This window comes from Erythrobacter sp. (assembly GCF_035194505.1).
Lineage (GTDB): Bacteria > Pseudomonadota > Alphaproteobacteria > Sphingomonadales > Sphingomonadaceae > Erythrobacter.
Map to the genome: position 1 here is coordinate 773,699 of NZ_CP136573.1, position 18,457 is coordinate 792,155.

The 18,457-nt window shown below is 64.8% G+C and carries 22 protein-coding genes and 1 pseudogene; 12 read left to right on the plus strand and 11 right to left on the minus strand.

What is annotated here, in order from left to right; genetic code table 11:
• Positions 1-48: 48 nt before the first annotated feature.
• The 3 genes and pseudogenes from RSE14_RS03825 to RSE14_RS14835 all read left to right on the plus strand — a co-directional run.
• Positions 49-1,149, plus strand: a pseudogene (locus RSE14_RS03825) (class I adenylate-forming enzyme family protein); the annotation flags it as partial.
• Positions 1,150-1,180: 31 nt separating this feature from the next.
• Positions 1,181-1,276: a hypothetical protein gene (locus RSE14_RS14830; RefSeq protein ID WP_416379375.1), complete on the plus strand. Its 96-nt coding sequence runs from the start codon at positions 1,181-1,183 to the stop codon at positions 1,274-1,276.
• Positions 1,277-1,320: 44 nt separating this feature from the next.
• Positions 1,321-1,590 carry an AMP-binding enzyme gene (locus RSE14_RS14835; protein ID WP_416379376.1) on the plus strand — a complete coding sequence of 90 codons (270 nt, stop codon included), beginning with the start codon at positions 1,321-1,323 and terminating at the stop codon, positions 1,588-1,590.
• Positions 1,591-1,745: 155 nt separating this feature from the next.
• On the opposite strand, the gene RSE14_RS03830 is transcribed toward RSE14_RS14835, so the two are convergent.
• Positions 1,746-2,603: a LytTR family DNA-binding domain-containing protein gene (locus tag RSE14_RS03830; RefSeq protein WP_324075920.1), complete on the minus strand. Its 858-nt coding sequence runs from the start codon at positions 2,601-2,603 to the stop codon at positions 1,746-1,748.
• A 129-nt stretch (positions 2,604-2,732) separates the two neighbouring features.
• Between RSE14_RS03830 and RSE14_RS03835 the strand changes: the two genes are divergently transcribed.
• Positions 2,733-3,905: an acyltransferase family protein gene (locus tag RSE14_RS03835; RefSeq protein WP_324075921.1), complete on the plus strand. Its 1,173-nt coding sequence runs from the start codon at positions 2,733-2,735 to the stop codon at positions 3,903-3,905.
• 74 nt (positions 3,906-3,979) lie between these two features.
• Here the strand turns inward: RSE14_RS03835 and RSE14_RS03840 are convergent, their stop codons facing one another.
• Together RSE14_RS03840 and RSE14_RS03845 are read right to left on the minus strand one after the other, a co-directional pair.
• Positions 3,980-4,630 (minus strand): glutathione S-transferase family protein, encoded by a 651-nt coding sequence (locus RSE14_RS03840; protein ID WP_324075922.1) that lies wholly within the window; start codon positions 4,628-4,630, stop codon positions 3,980-3,982.
• Positions 4,631-4,640: 10 nt separating this feature from the next.
• Positions 4,641-5,588, minus strand: a complete 948-nt coding sequence (locus RSE14_RS03845; protein WP_324075923.1) for a DUF808 domain-containing protein — start codon at positions 5,586-5,588, stop codon at positions 4,641-4,643.
• A 210-nt stretch (positions 5,589-5,798) separates the two neighbouring features.
• Between RSE14_RS03845 and rpsF the strand changes: the two genes are divergently transcribed.
• The 4 genes from rpsF to RSE14_RS03865 all read left to right on the plus strand — a co-directional run bounded on the left by rpsF (position 5,799) and on the right by RSE14_RS03865 (position 8,582).
• The gene (rpsF, locus tag RSE14_RS03850; RefSeq protein WP_324075924.1) at positions 5,799-6,164 is read left to right on the plus strand and encodes a 30S ribosomal protein S6; all 366 of its coding nucleotides are present in this window, start codon (positions 5,799-5,801) and stop codon (positions 6,162-6,164) included.
• Positions 6,164-6,388: a 30S ribosomal protein S18 gene (rpsR, locus tag RSE14_RS03855; RefSeq protein ID WP_017665523.1), complete on the plus strand. Its 225-nt coding sequence runs from the start codon at positions 6,164-6,166 to the stop codon at positions 6,386-6,388. Before rpsF ends, rpsR begins: the two co-directional genes overlap by 1 nt.
• A 14-nt stretch (positions 6,389-6,402) precedes the next feature.
• Complete coding sequence (gene rplI, locus RSE14_RS03860; protein WP_324075925.1) at positions 6,403-7,008, plus strand: 50S ribosomal protein L9; 606 nt, start codon at positions 6,403-6,405, stop codon at positions 7,006-7,008.
• A gap of 137 nt (positions 7,009-7,145) precedes the next feature.
• Positions 7,146-8,582: an AMP nucleosidase gene (locus RSE14_RS03865; protein WP_324075926.1), complete on the plus strand. Its 1,437-nt coding sequence runs from the start codon at positions 7,146-7,148 to the stop codon at positions 8,580-8,582.
• A gap of 79 nt (positions 8,583-8,661) precedes the next feature.
• Here RSE14_RS03865 and RSE14_RS03870 read toward each other — a convergent pair whose 3' ends face one another.
• Positions 8,662-9,150: a hypothetical protein gene (locus RSE14_RS03870; RefSeq protein WP_324075927.1), complete on the minus strand. Its 489-nt coding sequence runs from the start codon at positions 9,148-9,150 to the stop codon at positions 8,662-8,664.
• A gap of 184 nt (positions 9,151-9,334) precedes the next feature.
• On the opposite strand from RSE14_RS03870, the gene RSE14_RS03875 reads away from it, so the two are divergent.
• Entirely contained in the window at positions 9,335-10,102 is a 768-nt protein-coding gene (locus RSE14_RS03875) for an SDR family NAD(P)-dependent oxidoreductase (protein WP_324075928.1), read from the plus strand.
• Between the two features lie 90 nt (positions 10,103-10,192).
• On the opposite strand, the gene rimK is transcribed toward RSE14_RS03875, so the two are convergent.
• The 5 genes from rimK to RSE14_RS03900 are packed head-to-tail and all read right to left on the minus strand — an operon-like array spanning position 10,193 to position 14,044.
• The gene (gene rimK, locus RSE14_RS03880; RefSeq protein ID WP_324075929.1) at positions 10,193-11,098 is read right to left on the minus strand and encodes a 30S ribosomal protein S6--L-glutamate ligase; all 906 of its coding nucleotides are present in this window, start codon (positions 11,096-11,098) and stop codon (positions 10,193-10,195) included.
• Positions 11,095-11,577, minus strand: a complete 483-nt coding sequence (locus tag RSE14_RS03885) for an ATP-dependent zinc protease family protein (protein WP_324075930.1) — start codon at positions 11,575-11,577, stop codon at positions 11,095-11,097. Before RSE14_RS03885 ends, rimK begins: the two co-directional genes overlap by 4 nt.
• On the minus strand, positions 11,574-12,584 hold the full coding sequence (locus tag RSE14_RS03890) for a YncE family protein (RefSeq protein WP_324075931.1): 1,011 nt from the start codon (positions 12,582-12,584) through the stop codon (positions 11,574-11,576). Before RSE14_RS03890 ends, RSE14_RS03885 begins: the two co-directional genes overlap by 4 nt.
• Before the next feature lie 58 nt (positions 12,585-12,642).
• Positions 12,643-13,398: an alpha/beta fold hydrolase gene (locus tag RSE14_RS03895; protein WP_324075932.1), complete on the minus strand. Its 756-nt coding sequence runs from the start codon at positions 13,396-13,398 to the stop codon at positions 12,643-12,645.
• Positions 13,388-14,044: a 2-hydroxychromene-2-carboxylate isomerase gene (locus tag RSE14_RS03900; protein ID WP_324075933.1), complete on the minus strand. Its 657-nt coding sequence runs from the start codon at positions 14,042-14,044 to the stop codon at positions 13,388-13,390. Before RSE14_RS03900 ends, RSE14_RS03895 begins: the two co-directional genes overlap by 11 nt.
• A 79-nt stretch (positions 14,045-14,123) precedes the next feature.
• On the opposite strand from RSE14_RS03900, the gene RSE14_RS03905 reads away from it, so the two are divergent.
• Genes RSE14_RS03905 through RSE14_RS03915 form a run of 3 tightly spaced genes read left to right on the plus strand, consistent with a single transcriptional unit; the run spans position 14,124 to position 17,221 of the window.
• Positions 14,124-14,567 carry a MarR family winged helix-turn-helix transcriptional regulator gene (locus tag RSE14_RS03905; RefSeq protein ID WP_324075934.1) on the plus strand — a complete coding sequence of 148 codons (444 nt, stop codon included), beginning with the start codon at positions 14,124-14,126 and terminating at the stop codon, positions 14,565-14,567.
• Positions 14,560-15,630 carry an HlyD family secretion protein gene (locus RSE14_RS03910; RefSeq protein ID WP_324075935.1) on the plus strand — a complete coding sequence of 357 codons (1,071 nt, stop codon included), beginning with the start codon at positions 14,560-14,562 and terminating at the stop codon, positions 15,628-15,630. The genes RSE14_RS03905 and RSE14_RS03910 overlap by 8 nt, the downstream gene beginning before the upstream one ends.
• A gap of 1 nt (position 15,631) precedes the next feature.
• Positions 15,632-17,221, plus strand: coding sequence for a DHA2 family efflux MFS transporter permease subunit (locus RSE14_RS03915; protein ID WP_324075936.1), 1,590 nt, complete (start codon positions 15,632-15,634; stop codon positions 17,219-17,221).
• Between the two features lies 1 nt (position 17,222).
• On the opposite strand, the gene RSE14_RS03920 is transcribed toward RSE14_RS03915, so the two are convergent.
• Together RSE14_RS03920 and RSE14_RS03925 are read right to left on the minus strand one after the other, a co-directional pair.
• A complete protein-coding gene (locus RSE14_RS03920) occupies positions 17,223-17,798 on the minus strand; it encodes an aspartate-semialdehyde dehydrogenase (protein ID WP_324075937.1) in 576 nt (191 codons plus the stop codon).
• Positions 17,795-18,445 (minus strand): DUF2238 domain-containing protein, encoded by a 651-nt coding sequence (locus tag RSE14_RS03925; protein ID WP_324075938.1) that lies wholly within the window; start codon positions 18,443-18,445, stop codon positions 17,795-17,797. Before RSE14_RS03925 ends, RSE14_RS03920 begins: the two co-directional genes overlap by 4 nt.
• Positions 18,446-18,457 lie beyond the last annotated feature (12 nt).

Consider the following 18,457-nt stretch of genomic DNA (forward strand, 5'->3'; position numbering starts at 1 on the left):
ACAAAATCGCTGATGGTTGAAGGGGCTGAGGCGGGCTAGCACCACCTCATGCACCCGCGCGATTTCTCCCTCGATACGCTGCTGGCGAACTGCGCCCAGCGCCATGCCCACCGCCTTGCCACGATCGACGCCGCCCAGCGCCTCACCTGGGCCGATCTCGATGCGCGGGTCACCAATCTGGCGCGCTGGATGCTTGCGCGCGGCATTGCCCCGGGTGACCGCATTGCCCTGCTGCTGACCGACGGCGCGCCATTTCTTACCACCCTGCTTGCAGCCTCCCGCATCGGAGCCATCGCGGTGCTGCTCAACTGGCGGCTCGCCCCGGCCGAGATCGCGTGGATCTGCGGCAATGCCGAACCGGCAATGACCTTTGCCAACCCCCGCTTCGCCGATCTGTTGGTCGAGGCCGAGGCTGGCGAGGTGCACATGGTGGACGAGAGCCACGCCGCGGACGGCTTCTTCGAGACCGCTGTCGCCACTCCCCACGAGCCGGTGCCGCATGCCTATGATCTCGACCTATCCCTCGCCCCCGACCGCCCGCTCTACATGATGTATACCAGCGGCACGACCGGCCGACCCAAGGGGTGCCTGCAAGCCGGAAGCGCGGTCGCCGCCTCGGCATTGGGCTTCGCGCAGCATCGGGGCTTCCGGCAAAACGAGGTGCTGCTCTCGGTCAATCCGTTGTTCCATGTCGTGGGCATGCAGCAGGTCGCCGCGATGCTGGCCTGCGGGGGCACATCGGTGTTCGCAGGCCGCGATGATGACAGCGCCGCGATCCTCGATCTGCTCCACCGCGAGGGCTGCACCACCACCAGCGCCTTTCCCACCATCTCTTTCCCGTGGCAGGCGATGGAGCCGATCCGCGATGGCCGGATGCCGCTCGCCAATTACACCGGCGGCGCGGGCATGGGCCGGCCGCAGATGTATGAGTTCATCGAGAAGGAGTGGGACGCCCGCGTTATCGGCGGCTACGGCCAGACCGAGATCTGCGGCTTTGCAACCTTCATCGACTACCCCGACATGCTGGAGGCGCCGCGCTCGATCGGCTGGACCCTGCCGCATGTGACGATGACCGTGCTCGACGCGCAAGGCAACCACCTGCCCCCGGGCGAAGAGGGCGAGCTCGCCTTGCGTGGCCCCTCGGTGATGCTCGGCTACTGGCGCAACGAGGAGGCAAGTCATGCGGCGCTCGGCCACGGTTGGCTGCGCACTGGCGATCTCGGCACGATGGACTCGCGTGGCCGCGGCTACCTGCTTGGCCGCGCCAAGGAGCTGATCAAGACCGGCGGCGAGAATGTCTATCCGGCCGAGGTCGATGCGATCTTCGCTGCCATGCCCGAGGTGGCCGATGCAGGCTGCTGCGGTGTGCCGGACCGGCAATGGGGCGAGGCGGTGAAGGCCTTCGTGGTGCTGAAGCCCGGCCAACACCTCACCCGCGAAGCAATCACCGAGCGCTTCAAGGGCCAGATCGCCGGCTACAAGCGGCCGCGCTACATCGAATTCGTCGACCAGCTCCCGCGCGATCCGATCGGCAAGCTCTTGCGGCGCGAGCTTTCGGCAAGGCCAGTCACGCCCGATCAGGCGGCTTGAGACCTACCAGAAGCGGACGGGGTTAGGCATTCGGCGGGCAGGTCTTTGGGCCAACGGCCGTTCGGCCCGGTCTCGCGCCAAAACCTGCCATTAGGCAGGCGACCCGATTGTGGGCTTTGGCAAGGCTGCCGTGGGGCATTCTCCGAATTGAGTGCCTATTCCTTCAACGTCGGCAGAGCCAGGTTCTGCCTGAACCTGCGACTACCGCCGATCACCTTGCCTGATCGCAAAGTGATATCGAAGTCCCCGCTTTGCCGTGTTTCAGTCGTCGCAATCGCCGCGCGCCGCACGAGGTGTGAGCGATGGACGCGGACAAAGCCGTACGGCGAGAGCTCAGCTTCCACATCTGCCATCGTACGCCTTGCCATCTGGCTCCCGAAGCTTCCGTGCATTTCAACGTAATTTCCGGCCGAACTCACCCATTCGATCTCGGCGGGACGCAGCATCACGACCCGGCTACCATCGCGCACTTCGATAAGCGCAGCCGCTTCGGATGGCTGCGGCAAGGGTTCCCTGGATCGCGCCACGAGGCGTCGAGCCAGCAGAAATACCGCAAGGATCGAGACATAGGTGATCACGTCTTTGCGTGCTTCAAACAGCAGGCGATCCGACCACAGCTCGGCCGGAGAATATGCAAGTCCCGCAAGGGCAAAGGCGCCGCTGCGCAGCCCTGACATCAGCGCCGAGTGCGCCAAAGAAACCGCGATGCAGCCCAGGATATGGCCAATGACTGCCTGCCACAGAGGCCGCATTGCGAGCCGGATCGCCAGCACCAGCACCATCGGCAAAAGCGCCAGCCAGGCGGCAAAGCTCGTACCTTCCAGCACCCAGGCCTGCCACGCGGCAATCGGCTGACCCAGCGCACGGCGATCATCGATCAGGCTTGCCGCGTTAACCGCCATGTAGAGCAAGCCGAAACCCGCATAGGCGAGCAAGGTTATGGCGCGCGGATCGTGCAGACGGCCGGTTTTGGCCGGTCCTCCGCTCGCCCCTCGTTCGCCGCCGCTTGTCACAACCCGCTCCGCATTTCGTCCCGCCCGTTCCGCCGCCGGTCACTTGCGCCGCGACAGCGCGATCCGACGCAGCAGATATCGGCCCAAGCTTAGATGCGATGGAGACGTGACATGCAAGCCAACACAGTGATGAGTGGCCGACAATTTGGCCTCGACTGGCTCAGGATCGGCGCATTTGCGCTACTGATCCTCTATCACATCGGAATGTTCTTCGTGCCGTGGGGCTGGCATGTGAAGGCCTCCACACCGGTCGAATGGGCGGTTTGGCCGATGATGGCGGTCAATCCCTGGCGGTTGATGTTGCTGTTCGTGATTTCCGGCGTGGTTTCGCGCACCCTGCTGGCGAAGTTCTCAACGTCAGGCGGCTTTGCATGGAGCCGTTCGATGCGGCTTGCGGTGCCATTGCTGGCGGGAATGGTGCTGTTCGTGGCCCCGCAGCCATGGTTCGAACTGCGCGACCGCGGTGTCTATGATGCGGGGTTCGTGCATTTCTGGATCAATGACTATTTCGAATTTGGTGGCAGTCGCGGTTCCCCTCTCCCAACCTGGAACCACCTGTGGTTCGTTGCCTATCTGTGGGTCTATTCGCTGGGGCTGGCAGCACTGGCGGCGCTGCCCGCCACGTTGAGGACCCGCTTGCAGCATGGCTTTGATGCCATGATTTCCGGCTGGCGACTGGTGGTTCTGCCGATCGGGTGGCTGGCAATGGCACGGCTGGTGCTGCACCCGGCCTTCGGCGAAACCCACGCACTGATCGATGATCCCTATGCCCATGCGGTCTACGGCTTTGCCTTCTTCTTTGGCGTGGCTCTGGCACGTTCTTCAACCGCTTGGGGCGCGATCCTTGCGCACTGGCGCGCTTTGCTAGGACTTGCTGGGCTTGCCTGCACTGCAATGTTTGCGGGGCACTGCTGGGGCGTAGAGGCGCAGGCATGGGAAACCATTCGCCTGCTGTCGCGCGCCGTTCTGGCATGGAGCGCGATCCTTGGTCTGCTCGGCTTGGCCCAGACCCGGTTGCACTACGATGGTCCTGTGCGGCGCTATCTGACGGAGGCGATCTTCCCTTATTACATCGCCCATCAGACCATCATCATCGCGGCCGGTTTCTGGATCAACCAAGCCGGAGCGCAGCCGGAGCTCGCATTCGGGGTGATCCTTCTGACGACCCTGTTTGGCTGCGCGTTGACCTACGAAATCGCGCGGCGGGTGAACTGGTTGCGACCGCTGCTCGGCCTCAAGCCGATGGGTGGCGCGCAGGAGCACGCGGGCTGGATCATGCGAGTCCGCCGCAGTCAGACGTGAAGAAGCCGCAGCGCAACAGGGACGTGGGATGGTTGACGCGATGCTCGGCAAGCCACCTCAACCCTTTCTTCCCCTCAGCCCCGTTGGCTCTCCAGCGCCGCCCTGCCCGCTTCCTCGCGCGCCAAGGCCCGCTGGTAGGCGGGTCGTTCGGTCAGGCGGGTGCGATATTCCTTGAGGCTCTGCGGCACGCCTTCATCCAGCCCGACACTCTCGGCGAGGATCAGTGCATAGCCGACGCAGATATCGGCGACGGTGAAGCGGTCGGCGCACAGGAATTCGCGGCCCTCAAGGCGCTGCTCGACCTTGATCAGCCGCTTGTGGAACCACTTGGCATAGGCGTGGCCTGCCTCCTGCAATCCCTTGTCCTTCTCGAACAGGCAGAAGCGCATATAGACCGTCTGCGGGAAGGTGATCGTCGCGTCGGCGTGGTAGGTGTAGTCGCAGTATTCGCCGTAATCGCGCTCCCCCGGGGCGATGGCGAGCGGGGTATAGCCCGAGCGGGTGGCGAGGTAGTGCGCGATGGCGCAGCTTTCGGTCATCCGTGTTTCGCCATCGACCAGCATCGGCACAGTGCCCAATGGATTGATCGCCATGTAATCGGGCGCAAGGTAGCGCGGCGGGAAAGGCAGGATCCTGAGGTCGATATCGACGCCGGCTTCCTCCGCCGCCCAGGTCGCGCGCAACCCACGAGAACGTGCGCAGGTGTAGAGAACAGGTGTGGTCATGGTTGGCGGCTTAGTGGGCTTCCTTCGCGCCGACACCCAGCACTTTGTGCAGGACAAAGGCGATGATGCTGCCGAGGATCAGACCGACGATGGCTGAAAGCGTGGTCGCCGTCAGCCAGCCCAGCACGCCGCCAGCCGCGCCCGCCATTTCGTGGACCACATGCTCGGCCCCGTGGATCGGCGCGTAGAGCCCGTCCCAACCCAGCTTGTGGAGGCTGTCGACAATGATGTGCCCGCCCACCCACAGCATCGCCACCGTGCCGACGACCGACAGCGTCGTCAGCAGCTTGGGTACGAAATGGAGAAGGAACCGTCCGAAGCTCTGCGCACTCTTGCTCGCCTTCTGGGTGAGGTGGAGGCCGATATCGTCGAGCTTCACGATCAGGCCGACCGCGCCATAAACCGCGACCGTCACCGCCACCGCCACCAGCGCGAGCACGGCACCGCGCATGACGAGGCTTTCGTCGGCCACTTCGGCAAGCGCGATCGCCATGATCTCGGCCGAGAGGATGAAGTCGGTGCGGATCGCCCCGCCCACGCGCTCGTTCTCGAAGGCGACCGGATCGGTGATCTCGTCCTCCAGCGTCGCGCCATGCTTGGCCGCGCCGAGCTTCTCCATCACCTTTTCCGCGCCTTCATAGGCAAGGAAGGAGCCGCCCAGCAGCAGCAGCCAGGTGATCGCGGCGGGCAGGAACTCCGACAACAGCAGCGCGGCGGGGAGCAGGAAGACCAGCTTGTTCTTGAGGCTGCCCTTGGTGATCTTCCAGATGATCGGCAATTCGCGCGCCGGCGAGAGGCCGGTGACATAGCTGGGGGTGACCGCCGCATCGTCGATCACCACGCCCGCAGTCTTGGTGCCCGCGCGCCCGGCGGCGACCGCCACATCATCGACCGAGGCCGAAGCGGCCTTGGCAATCACCGAAATGTCGTCAAGCAGTGCGACCAGTCCTGAAGGCACGGACAATTCCCCCTTTGCGATTCGTGCAAGTATAGCGCTCGCCTGCCCGTCCGGTTCCCGCCGGACAAGACTTGCAATTGGCACGCGATGCTGTAGGGGCCGCCGCTTCGCACAGGGATCCGCCCTTGCGATCATCGAAGAAAGCCGGAGGGGCCCCGTCCAGTAGCGGACGGATCAGCCAGCGATCGGCAGGTAGTGAAAGGACGCGAGATGGCTCTGTACGAGCACGTCTTCCTCGCGCGTCAGGATCTGAGCCAGGCTCAGGTTGACGCGCTGGCGGCGCAAGCCACCGAAATTGTCGAAGCCGGCAACGGCAAGGTCACCAAGACCGAAACCTGGGGCCTGAAGTCGCTCGCCTACAAGATCGAGCGTAACCGCAAGGCGCACTTCGTGCTGCTCAACATCGAAGCCCCCGGCTCGGTGGTCGCGGAACTCGAGCGTCAGACCCGTATCAACGAAGACGTCATCCGTTACATGACCATCCGCGTGGAAGCCCACGAGGAAGGCCCCAGCGTGATGATGCGAAAGAACGAACGCGAGCGTAAGCGTCGCGAAACCCGTGAGGAGCGCGACTGATGGCCCGCCCGTTTTTCCGCCGCCGCAAGTCCTGCCCGTTCGCGGCCAAGGACGCCCCCAAGATCGATTACAAGGACGTGCGCCTGCTTCAGGGCTTCATGTCCGAGCGTGGCAAGATCGTGCCGTCGCGCATCACCGCCGTCTCGGCGAAGAAGCAGCGTGAATTGGCCCAGGCGATCAAGCGCGCGCGCCAGATCGGCCTGCTGCCCTTCATCGTGAAGTAAGAGGAGAAGGACACATGGATATCATTCTCCTCGAGCGCATCGAAAAGCTCGGTTCGATCGGCGACGTCGTCACCGTGAAGGATGGCTACGCCCGCAACTTCCTGCTCCCGCAGAAGAAGGCCCTGCGCGCCAACGAAGCCAACAAGAAGGTTTTCGAGGCCAATCGTGACCGTCTGGTGGCCGAAAACGCCGCTCGCCGGACCGATGCAGAAACCATGGGCGAAAAGGTTGCAGGCGCTGAAGTGGTGCTGATCCGCGCTGCCTCGAACGCCGGCCAGCTCTACGGCTCGGTGAGCGTGCGCGACATCGTCGTCGGTCTCGCCGAACAGGGCCACAACGTCGACAAGCGCATGGTCATCCTTGGCGCGCCGATCAAGAATATCGGCATCCACAACGTGACCGTTGCCCTGCACCCCGAAGTGCGCGTCACCGTCAAGGCGAACGTCGCCCGCTCGGATGACGAAGCCAAGCTGCAGAGCGAAGGCGTGGACGTGCTCGCCGCGATGTTCGAAGACGAACAGCGCGCGATCGAGGAACAGGCCGATGCCACCCGCATCGACACCAGCCTCGAACCGGGCGAAATCCCGGCCGAGCTGCTCGAAGGCGGCGAGGACGCGTAAGCATCCCGGCCTTTCGGCATAGACACACAGCAGGGCGCGAAGGTCATCTCGATCTTCGCGCCCTTCTTGTAAACAGCGCAGTTCCGAGCGAAGGTGCTGACACACAACGATAACAACAAGGGAGCAGAACAACTGCCATGATCGACATTCCCGCTATCCTCGCCCAGCTCCAGCAGCATTATGACGACGCGGTCCGCACCCTGCGCGACGACGTGATCGCCTTTGGCCGCGACGGCACCCTGCCCCCGCAATCGCGGCGCGAGGACGGCTCCTACGCCTATCCGCAGATCACCTTGCGCTATGCCGGTGTCGGCGCCCCGCGCGATCGCAGCCGCGCCTTTGGCCGGCTCGAGATGCCCGGCACCTACTCCACCACCATCACCCGCCCCGATCTGTTCACCACCTACCTCACCGAACAGCTCCAGCTGATCCTCGCCGAATACGAGGTCGAGGTCAGCATCGAGCGTTCGCGCCAGGAAATCCCCTTTCCCTATGTGCTCGACGGCGAGGCGGGCGCGGCGATGGTCGGGATCGCGCCGCAGGACATTGCCGCGCATTTTCCCTCGACTGACCTCGCCCTGATCGGCGACGAGCTGGCTGACGGGATCGAGTTCGAAGGCGCCGAGGACATGCCGCTCTCGCTGTTCGACGGCCTGCGCACCGACTACTCGCTCGCCCGCCTCAAGCACTATACCGGGAGCGAAGTTAGCGACTTTCAGGACTTCATCCTTTTCACCAACTATCACCGCTATGTCGATGAATTTGTGAACTGGGGTGCCACCCAGATCGGATCCAACGGCTATGTCGCGCTGACCGGGGCTGCCGGGCTTGATATCCGCGTCGCCACCCCGCACGCGCAGGACCAGTTGAACGACACCGCCTGGCGCCGCCACCAGATGCCCGCCTACCACCTGATCCGCGAGGACGGGCGCGGGATCACGCTCGTCAATATCGGCGTCGGCCCGTCCAACGCCAAGACGATCTGCGATCACCTCGCGGTGTTGCGTCCCCATGCATGGCTGATGATCGGCCACTGCGGCGGGCTTCGTTCCACCCAGAAGATCGGCGACTTCGTGCTCGCCCACGCCTATCTGCGCGATGATCACGTGCTGGATCCGGTGCTCCCGCCCGAAGTGCCGATCCCGCCGATTGCCGAAGTCCAGCAGGCGATGGCGCTGGCGGCCGAACAGGTCTCGGGCGTTCAGGGCGCCAACCTCAAGCAGCGCATGCGCACCGGCACAGTCGTGACCACCGATGATCGCAACTGGGAGCTGCGCTATTCCTCCTCGGCCAAGCGCTTCTCGCAGAGCCGCGCGATCGCGATCGACATGGAAAGCGCCACGATCGCCACGCAGGGCTATCGCTTCCGCGTGCCCTACGGCACCTTGCTATGCGTATCGGACAAGCCGCTCCACGGCGAGATCAAGCTGCCGGGGCAGGCCAACAAGTTCTACGAGGAAGCCATCGCGGCGCACCTGCAGATCGGCATCGTCGCTTGCTCGGCCCTGCGCGACGAAGGCGACCGGCTCCATTCGCGCAAGCTGCGCGCGTTTAACGAACCGCCCTTCAGGTGAAGGGCGGCGGCAACGAGCCGCCGTTCCGTTAAGAATAGAGGCCGCCGCTCCGTGATGAAGCGGCGGCCGAAAATTTTGATCAGAGCGCGTCCTTGTCGCCCGAGATCTTGATTTCCTCGTTATCCGCGGTCTCGGCGGCGATATCGAGCATGCTCGACAACTGGGTCGCGGAGGCATCGTCGAGCAGCTTGATCACGAAGTAGAGCACCCCGCCGCGGATTTCCCAGCTACCCAGCTTGTTGCTGCTCGATTCCTCGAGCAGTTCGAGCGCCTTGCGTCCCGTGATGCCATCTTCATCCACCTTCGCAGCGGGGGAGAAGACCTCGCGGACAGTCATCCCGGCGACGGTTTCGGTCCGGCCGCCGACGAACACCAGCTGGCTGCGGCCTTCGGACTTGTAGTTGAAGGTGAGCTTGTAGTCCCCGTCAGCATCGACCTCATACTTGAGGCCGGCGCGATCGAGCCGGCTGGCAACGCTGGCATCTTCGGCAGCGGCCGGCACCGCAGCACCAAGCGCGAAGCCCGCAAGGGCAAGGACAGACAGCGACTTGGCGCGGCGAGTGAGCATCAAATTCTCTCCTGAGTAATGGCGACGACCCTGACGCCCTCATTAGCTGCATTTTCCGCAAGCTGGCTTGGATAAATCCGTCATTGCGAAGATTTGCAGATAGCGATGAAGCGCCAAGGCCTCAGTCTAGCCATGCCTTCGGGTCTGGGCTAGCCTTGGCAACCGATCACGCTGGAGATTGCCCGTGCCTCACCCTTCCCCTTCCCGCTCGATCGCCGGGCGCGTGGCAATTGTCACCGGGGCGGCGAGCGGCATGGGGCGTGCGACAGCGCGGCTGTTTGCAGCCGAGGGCGCGGCTGTGGCGGTGATCGATCTAGATCCTGCCGCCTGCCAAGCGGTGGCAGCGGAATGCGGCAATGGCGCGCGCGCCTATGCGCTCGATGTAGCCGATGACACGGCCATCGCGCGGGTTGTGGCGCAGATTGCCGAGGATTTCGGGCGCATCGACATTCTGGTGAACAATGCCGGGGTGTCGAGCTTCTGCGCCCTCGATGATCCCGCCTACGAGGATATCTGGCACCGCGCGATTGGCGTGATGCTGACCGCGCACCAGCGCATGGTGCGCAGCTGCCTGCCGTGGCTGCGCCAGAGCGATGCTGCGCGGATCGTCAACATCGCCAGCACCGAAGGCCTTGGCGCGACCCCCGGCGATACGCCTTATGTGGCCGCCAAGACCGGAGTGATCGGGTTGACGCGTGGCCTCGCCGTCGATCTCGGGCCTGAAGGCATCACAGTGAACTGCATCTGCCCCGGCCCGATCCGCACCGCGATGACCGATGCCGTGGCCGAAGAGCACAAGGTAATCTTCGCCAAGCGCCGCACCGCGCTCAAGCGCTACGGCGAGCCCGAGGAAGTCGCGCACATCACCCTGTCGCTGGTGCTGCCAGCGGCAAGCTACATCACCGGGGTCGCGATCCCGGTCGATGGCGGGCTGATGGCACGCAACGCCTGACCCCCTCTAGCCCGCCTTTGACCCCCGGTTAGCAGGCAGATCCAGCGATGTTTCACGTGAAACATCGGCTGATTTCAGCGCAAAACCGGGCTAGCCCTTGCCTTTGGTCTTGGTCGTCCCGCCCTTGGCATTGGCGACGATGAAATCGATGATCTGGCCAGCAATGTCCTTGCCGGTCGCGCTTTCGATGCCTTCGAGACCGGGGGAGGAATTGACCTCCATGATCACGGGGCCGTGATTGGACCGCAGCATATCGACCCCGCACACGTTCAGCCCCATGCGCTTGGCTGCGCGCACGGCGGTCGAGCGTTCCTCGGGCGTGATCTTGATCACCTGCGCAGAGCCCCCGCGATGGAGGTTCGAGCGGAATTCGTCAGGCGCGCCGGTGCGCTTCATCGCCGCGACCACCTTGCCGCCCACCACCAGCGCGCGGATATCCGTGCCGCCGGCTTCCTTGATGAACTCCTGCACGAGGATGTTGACGTTGGCGCCGCGGAAGGCTTCGATCACCGACTTTGCGCTGCTCATGGTTTCGGCCAGCACCACGCCGATGCCCTGCGTGCCCTCGATCAGCTTGATCACCACCGGCGGGCCCTTCACCGCCTTGATGATCTCCTCGGCAGCCTTGGGATCATTGGCATAGGCGGTGAGCGGCAGGCCGAGGCCATGCTTGGCGAGGATCTGAAGTGAGCGCAGCTTGTCGCGGCTGCGGCCAATCGCGACACTCTCGTTCAGCGACCAGATGCCGCGCATCTCGAACTGCCTGAGGATCGCGAGGCCATAATTGGTGACCGAGGCGCCGATGCGCGGGATCACCGCGTCATAGGCGGCAATCGGCGCGCCGTTGTAATAGACCTCGGGCCGATGGCTGGCGATGTGCACCGTGCAGCGCAGCGTGTTGAGAATGTCGAGCGAGTGCCCCCGCGCCTCGGCAGCCACTTTCAGCCGCTGGTGCGAATAGAGGTTCGGGTTGCGCGCCAGCATGGCGATTTTCATGACAGGCCTTTCGATTCCGGCAGGTTCCCGGCGGGCATGTCCTTCAGAGCCTCAGGCGGCGATTGCAGCCACGAGTGACCGCTATCAACCACCATCCGACGCCGGAGCGCGGTGCGCCCGATCAGCATCGGAAACTGCATCTGGGACCGGTCCGCCAGGCTGATTTCCGCCCGGAAGGTGAGATTACCGATTGAGAGCGGCGTCTTGATGACAAAGCGATCCTGCTGCTCGCCATTGGAGCTGGTGATGCCGCGCAGATCGACGTGAATGGCCTCGCAATGGTGACGCGCGCCTCCCCAGTCAACCGCAAAGCGTACGAATCTTTCGCCTTCGCGCATGAATTCGTCGAGCACATGGGCGTGGAGCGAAGAGGTGCGCGCGCCGGTGTCGATCTTGGCAGGGATCCCGGCAAGGCCGAGCTCGGGCAGGCTCACAAGCTCGCGCCACCCGACGATGGTAAGGGTGCGCGTACGGCTCAAGGCAGGATCGCCATGCCGTCCCCGCCCTCGCCCCCGGGCAGACGGCGCAGCACCTTGCCGCTGGCGTAATCGACTTCGGCGACGGTATCACTGGCAGTCTCGGCGACATAGATGCGGCTCCCGTCAGCCGACCACAGAATGGTGACCTGAAAGCGTGCCTGTGCCTCGGCGGGGCCGGAGACAGGAATGGTGCGGATCACCTTGGCCGTGGCGGTGTCGATCACGCTGAGGCTGCCGTCCTGAAGGTCGGAGGTGACCGCGACATCGCCTTGCGGGCGCACCGCGATGCGCAAGGGGAACCGGCCCGTTGCCGCGGTCTTGCGCACTGCCATCGTCTGCGGATCGAGCGCGAAGGCCTGATTGGAACCGCGGGCAGATACCCACAGCGTCTTTCCGTCAGGCGAAAGCGAAATGCCCTCGGGCTCCTCGCCCACCATTACCGACAGCGGCGCGCGGCGGGTAACGAGATCTATCCGCGTGACCGTGCGCGAGCCGAGATCGGTCGTCCATGCGGTGCGCGCATCGGGGCTGACCGCGAGCATGTGGCTGCCCTGCTGGCCGGTGGCATAGCGGATCGGCGGCGGAATGAGATGATGGACCAGAGCGGCAATCTCAACGATCTCCTGCCGCCCCTCGGCCGTCACGTAGATGCGTCCGTTCGCGTGCCACACAATCCCGTGCGGGCGGGCATTCTCACCCAGATCGTAGCTGGCGACCGGCTTCAGGTCGCTGGTGCGGAAGATATCGACTGTGGTCCCGCCATAGCAGGCGAGCGCGACGTGCAGCCCATCGGGCGATGTCGCGAGTTCGTGCGGGTTGGTGCAGCTCGGCAGCCGCAGCAATTCCTTGCCGGTGGCGAGATCGACCTTGGACAGGGTATTGCCACGCTTGGCCGCGACGAACAGCGTCGGCGCCATGGCCTGCGCTCCGGTCGATTGCGGCGCAGCGGATGGCGCGCAGCCGGCCAGCACTGTCAACAGCAAGCCGCCCGCCAGACCCAGTTTCATCGCCACTCCCCCCGCACAATCAAGGCAATACCGGATGTGAACCCCAAGGCCCTGCGAATCAAGCGCTGAGAAACCGGAGGATGCCCTCGCCCAACTCGGGCTTGATCGCACTGTCGAGGTGGCCGCCGGGGACGTCCGCATAGGTGGCATCCGGCAGCAGCGCGGCCAGATCGCGGGCCGAGCCATTGTCCTGATCATTCACCCCGCAGATCACCAGAGTGGGCGTGGTGACATTGGCGAGGCCAGCCAGATCGAGATCCTCGAAGGCATCGAGCAGCAGCCGCGCCGCCACCCGGTCCACCCCTTGCGACTTCAGGAACTGGCGCGATAGCCATGCGGGATCGTCCCGCCCGATGGTGTCGAATTCGTCGATAACGCGCTTGAAGAAGGCCGAACGGCGCGTCCAGTCGGCAAGGCCCGACACGCCCATCCCCGCCAGCACCAGACGGCGCGGGGCGAACACGCCATTGGCGCAGCCATGCACTGCCGTGCGCGCGCCCAGCGAGAAGCCGACGAGGTCATATTCGCCCTCCTCCAGCCCGAGATGATCGATCAGCGCGGCGACATCGCGGACCAGCACGCCCGGCGGATAGGAGGACGGATCATGGGGCGCCTCGCTCTCTCCATGCACACGGAAATCGGGCATGATCGCGCGGAAGCCCGCCGCCGCAAGCCGCTCGGCATGGCCCCACTTGATCCAGTTCATGTGGGCCGAGGAAAACAGCCCGTGGAGCAGGATCACCGGACGACCCTCTCCCTCGGTGTGGACCGCGATCTGCGTGCCGTCGAAGCTGGCGAAGTGCTCAGGTGTCACGGCGCACCAGCCCCTTCTGCTCCATCCGCCATTGCGCCATTTCGATCCGGTCCTGCCCGAAGAAGGGCTCGCCCTCGAACACCAGAGTCGGCACGCCCCAATGGCCCGCGGCATCGAGCGCGGCCTGATTGGCGGCAATGGCGGCATCCAGCGCGTCCGCATCGGCAATCGCCTCGGCATCGAGCTCGGTCAGATCGAGCCCTGCACGCGCCGCGGCCTCAGCCAGATGATCGCCCTCGTGCCAGTTATCGACCGTGCCCGACCAGATCACCCGCGCAACCTCGTCGGCAAAGGCAAGGCCCTTGCCCCGCTGCTCGGCCGCCTGACCCAGGCGGCACAGGCGGTGGATGTGGGGTTGCTCTGCCGCAATCTCGCGGGTCGCAAGGTTCTGCACCACCGGATCTGGGCGCGGCCAGCGATAGGGAACTCCCATCATCTGCGCAGAGCGGGCGGCATCGATGAAGATGTAGCGCCCCGCCGCCGGATTGCCGGTGAACAGGATCGAAGGATCGCGGATCGCAATCGGCAGCACAGTGCGCAAGCCGATGGTGAGGTCATACTCGGCCGCCATCGCCCGGTATCGCCCGACAGCGAGATAGGAATAGGGCGAGCGAAAGCTGAAGAACAGATCGGCGTGAAGTGTCATGCCTGCTTGCTAGCGCGGTTGGCGGCGCAGGGCCAGCGGGTGCTTGAAGATAATAAGCCTGCTTATTATAAGGGGGCGCATGAGCATCGAGACCGGATACCGACTCGCCGACAATTCGCGCCAGCTGCGCCGCCTGTTCGATGAGCGCGTGCGCGATCTCGGCCTCACCGGACCGCAGGCCCGCCTGCTCCTCGCGCTCGAACGCCATCCCAACGAGAACCAGGTCTTCTATGCCGAGAGGCTGGAGATCGAGCCGATCACCCTCACCCGCATTGTCGACCGGCTGGAGGACGCTGGCTGGATCGAGCGCCAGAGCGACCCGGCCGACCGGCGCGCGCGCATCCTCCACCTTACCGACAAGAGCCGCGGCATCGTCACCCGGCTGCGCAGCTCGGTCGAGGCGCTGTTCGAAGACATGCTCGGCGGCTTTGACCCTGCCGAGCGCGAGACCTTTGCCCGCCTGCTCGATCGCATTGCCGAAAATCTTGCCGCAGCGCGCCTGCCGGAGGTGATCAATGGCTGAAGCCGATCCCGCCATCACCCGCGAGGCCGCCACCCAGGCGCCCGCCGCGCCTGCCCGCAAGCCATGGGGCCGCTGGGCGGCCATGCTGGTCGTGCCGCTCGCGCTGGTAACCGGCGCTTTCTTTTATTGGCAGAGCCTTGCGGGCAAGGTGTCGACCGACAATGCCTATATCAAGCAGGACATGGTCTCTGTCAGCGCCGAAGTCGGCGGACGGATCACCGAGGTGATGGTGGCCGATGGTTCGCAGGTCTCCGCCGGAGACCTCCTGTTCCGCATCGATCCCGAGCCCTTCCGCTTGCAGATGGCTGAGGCCGATGCCGCGATCGCCGGGGCCCAAGCCAACGTCATCGCTCTCAGCAATGCCTCCGAGCTTACCGGCACCGATATCTCTGCCGCCCGCAAGGATGTGGGCTTTGCCGCCGCGCGGTTCGAACGGGTGCGGGCGCTGCGCGAGAAGGGCTTTTCGACCAAGGCCGATTACGAGGCTGCCGAGCAGGCGCTCGAACAGGCGCGTGAAGCGGTGCGTCAGGCCGAGGATCGCCAGCGTGAAGCCCGCGCGCAGCTTGCCACCGGCGCGGCGGTTCCGGGCGTCAACCCGCAGGTCGCCGCGGCCCAGGCCCGCCGTGCCAGCGCCGAGCTCTCGCTGCGCCGCACCGAAGTGCGCAGCCCCGCATCGGGCCGCATCGCCCAGGCTGACCGCCTGCAATTGGGGCAGCAGGTGGTTCCCAACCTCCCCGTGCTGACGCTGGTCCGCGAGGGATCGACCTATGTCGAAGCCAATTTCAAGGAAACCGATCTTGATGACATGGCCGTGGGCCAGCGCGCCGAGATCCGTTTCGACGCCTATCCCGATCTCGTGCTGAAGGGCCGCGTTGCCTCGATCGGCGCGGGCACGGGCGCGGAATTCTCCGTGCTTCCGGCCCAGAATGCGACCGGCAACTGGGTCAAGGTCACCCAGCGCGTGCCGGTGCGCATCGCGATCGAGGGAGAAAGCCCGCGCCGCCTGATCGCCGGGCTTTCGACCGAGGTGACGGTCTTTACCGACGCAGCGGCAAAGCCCTGACATGGCAAGCAGCGCCGCGCCTGCAACCGGGCACGAAAGCGCCCTGCCCGCGCCGCCACCCGCAGCCGATGCGCCCGAACTCGAAACGCGCAACTATCCGCTGATGATCATCGGGGTGATGGCCGCATCGCTCCTCCAGATCCTCGACACCACCATCGCCAATGTCGCCCTGCCGCATATGCAATCCTCGCTGGGCGCGACGGTCGACACCATCACCTGGGTGCTGACGAGCTACATCATCGCCTCGGCGGTGGCCCTGCCGATCACCGGCTGGCTGGCCGACCGGATCGGGGCGCGGCGGCTGTTCATCGGTTCGGTCGCCGGATTCATCCTCGCCTCGATGCTGTGCGGCCTCGCGCAGAACCTTGAGGAAATGGTGATCTTCCGCGCTTTCCAGGGCGTGGCCGGCGCCTTCATTGCGCCCTTGAGCCAGTCCTTCATGCTCGATGCGACGCGCCCCTCACGCCATCCGCAGATCCTGGCAGTGTGGGGCATGGGGATCATGATCGGCCCGATCCTTGGCCCGATTCTAGGCGGCTGGTTAACCGAGACCGCCAACTGGCGCTGGGTGTTCTTCGTCAATCTGCCGGTGGGCCTCGCCTCGCTCGCGGCGCTGGTCGCCTTCCTGCCCCGCCGTCCGCAGCGCGAGCGGCGTTTCGATCTGGCGGGCTTTGCGATGATGGCGGTGGCGCTCACTGCGTTTCAGCTGATGCTCGATCGCGGCACGCAGCAGGACTGGCTCGCCAGCCCCGAGATCTGGATTTACCTGCTGCTCTCGTTGTCGGCGACGTGGATGGTGGTGATCCACTTCGCCACGGCAAAAGCCCCGATGTTCGAGCGTGCCCTGTTTGCCGATCGCAACTTCGCCATCGCATTGGGCTTCATGATCGTTATCGGGCTCGTGATGTTCGCAGTGATGGCGCTGCTGCCGCCGATGCTGCAGAACCTGTTCGGCTACGGGGTGATCGATACTGGCATCGTGCTGATGCCGCGCGGGGTGGGCATTCTCGTCTCGATGCAGATCTCGGGTCTGCTGATGCGGCGCGGGATCGACGCAAGGCCGGTGGTGGCGAGCGGCTTCGTGATCTGCGCCTATTCGCTCTGGCAGATGGCGCATTGGTCACTCGAAGTGGACGAGATGCATGTCATCATCAGCGGCCTGTTGCAGGGCCTCGGCATGGGGCTGGTGTTCATTCCCTTGCAGGTCAGCGCCTTCGCCACGCTCGATCCGAAGCTGCGCACCGACGGATCGAGCCTATTGAACCTGTTCCGCTCGCTGGGAGCCTCGGCGGGGATTTCGTGGATGACGGTGCTGCTCGGCCGCAACATTCAGGCCGGGCACGAGGAGCTGGGTTCCAACATCACGGCCGCGAGCGGGAACCTCGTCGATGTCTCGACCATCGACCGCTTCCAGGCGCTTGGCGACAGCGCGATGGTGCTCATCGATGCCGAGGTAAACCGGCAAGCAGCCATGATCGCCTATGTCGATGATTACTGGCTGATGATGTGGATCACGCTCGCCGCCGCGCCGCTCACCTTGCTGATGCGAAAGAACCGCACGCCCGTAGGTCCGGTGGCGCTGTCGGAATAGTTCAGCGGAAGAAGCACTGGGTGCCGGCGTATAGCATCTCGACCTTGCCGTCGCTGGACACAAACCCGCCGATTGCCTCGCCCAGCGCGAATTCCTCACCCAAGGTGCTGCCTTCGACCGGGGTATATCCCGGTGCGGTGCTGGCCGCCTCGCGCGGGGAACCGAGCTGGACCGCGCCCGGCAGCTTCACCGTCCCGTTCGCCGGCGTGTCACCATCCTGCGCGAGGTGCCAGTTCCACCCGACCAGACGGCCTTCCTGAAAATGCACCGTGAGGCCTGCGGGAAAATCGGTGAAGGCAATCGGCCCCGCCCCGCATTCGGGGTTTGATCCCGAACGCAGCGCTGCCCCCAACGCCCTGGCGAGCGCGGCTTCGACCTCTTTCTGCCCGGCAGCGAAGTAGAAGGCCTCGCTCCCTGCGGCAAACCCCTCGCCGCGCAGTTCGACCGCATTGGCCGCAACCGGCGTCTCGCCCGTCTTGCCTTCGAGCCTTTCTGCCGGCGACGGCACCCCGCTGCTGTCACAGCCGGAAAGCGCCAGCGCGCCGGCCAGCGCGAGAAGAGCCATTGCACGCTTCATTCGGAGTCCCCTTTCCACCAGACTGCGGAGCGCAGGAACGGTGCCATCAGCACGGCACCCAGCCCTGCCAGGGCCATATCCTTCTGCGCGTCGAACATGTCGCCTTGCTCGCCGTTATAGGCCCCCGCATCGTCAGGCGCGAGGGCCAGGGTGAGGCTCCATTCGAAAATCTCATAGAGCCCACCAACAGCGAGCACGAACAGAAGCGCGAAAGCCAGCGCCATCCGCTGCGAAAGCCTCAAATACCTGACGCCGATCTCCACAAGCGGCGCCATCGCCAGCACGCCGAACATGAAGTGCACCAGCCGGTCGAACATATTGCGCTCAAAGCCTGCCGCGGCGTTCATGCCCATAGGCAGCCATTCCTCGTATGGCACGAAGCTATAGGACCAGCGCGCTGCAAACAGATGCAGAAGGACGAAAGCCGTCATGCACGCGGCCGAAAGATTGCTGACAGGCGAGCGGCGGAGGCTGCGGCAAGCAAAGGGCAGCAGCAGCGCCACCGGCCCCACCTGAAGCCACGTGTTCGATGGATAGAGCGCACCCCAGCCACTCAGCGGCCCGCCCAGCATGACAGCCCCCAGCATCCAGCGCTGGATATTCGGGATGCCATTGGATTGGCCGCTACGCGACGGATCTGCCCGCAAGCCTGCCGCTCC

Coding starts and splice junctions, on each gene's coding strand:
- RSE14_RS03870 (WP_324075927.1), bottom strand. CDS start 9,150: ATGCTCACTCGCCGCGCCAAGTCGCTGTCTGTCCTTGCCCTTGCGGGC.
- rpsF (WP_324075924.1), top strand. CDS start 5,799: ATGGCTCTGTACGAGCACGTCTTCCTCGCGCGTCAGGATCTGAGCCAG.
- RSE14_RS14830 (WP_416379375.1), top strand. CDS start 1,181: ATGCGGCGCTCGGCCACGGTTGGCTGCGCACTGGCGATCTCGGCACGA.
- RSE14_RS03840 (WP_324075922.1), bottom strand. CDS start 4,630: ATGACCACACCTGTTCTCTACACCTGCGCACGTTCTCGTGGGTTGCGC.
- RSE14_RS03890 (WP_324075931.1), bottom strand. CDS start 12,584: ATGAAACTGGGTCTGGCGGGCGGCTTGCTGTTGACAGTGCTGGCCGGC.
- RSE14_RS03865 (WP_324075926.1), top strand. CDS start 7,146: ATGATCGACATTCCCGCTATCCTCGCCCAGCTCCAGCAGCATTATGAC.
- rplI (WP_324075925.1), top strand. CDS start 6,403: ATGGATATCATTCTCCTCGAGCGCATCGAAAAGCTCGGTTCGATCGGC.
- rpsR (WP_017665523.1), top strand. CDS start 6,164: ATGGCCCGCCCGTTTTTCCGCCGCCGCAAGTCCTGCCCGTTCGCGGCC.
- RSE14_RS03835 (WP_324075921.1), top strand. CDS start 2,733: ATGAGTGGCCGACAATTTGGCCTCGACTGGCTCAGGATCGGCGCATTT.
- RSE14_RS03915 (WP_324075936.1), top strand. CDS start 15,632: ATGGCAAGCAGCGCCGCGCCTGCAACCGGGCACGAAAGCGCCCTGCCC.
- rimK (WP_324075929.1), bottom strand. CDS start 11,098: ATGAAAATCGCCATGCTGGCGCGCAACCCGAACCTCTATTCGCACCAG.
- RSE14_RS03920 (WP_324075937.1), bottom strand. CDS start 17,798: ATGAAGCGTGCAATGGCTCTTCTCGCGCTGGCCGGCGCGCTGGCGCTT.
- RSE14_RS03910 (WP_324075935.1), top strand. CDS start 14,560: ATGGCTGAAGCCGATCCCGCCATCACCCGCGAGGCCGCCACCCAGGCG.
- RSE14_RS03905 (WP_324075934.1), top strand. CDS start 14,124: ATGAGCATCGAGACCGGATACCGACTCGCCGACAATTCGCGCCAGCTG.
- RSE14_RS03900 (WP_324075933.1), bottom strand. CDS start 14,044: ATGACACTTCACGCCGATCTGTTCTTCAGCTTTCGCTCGCCCTATTCC.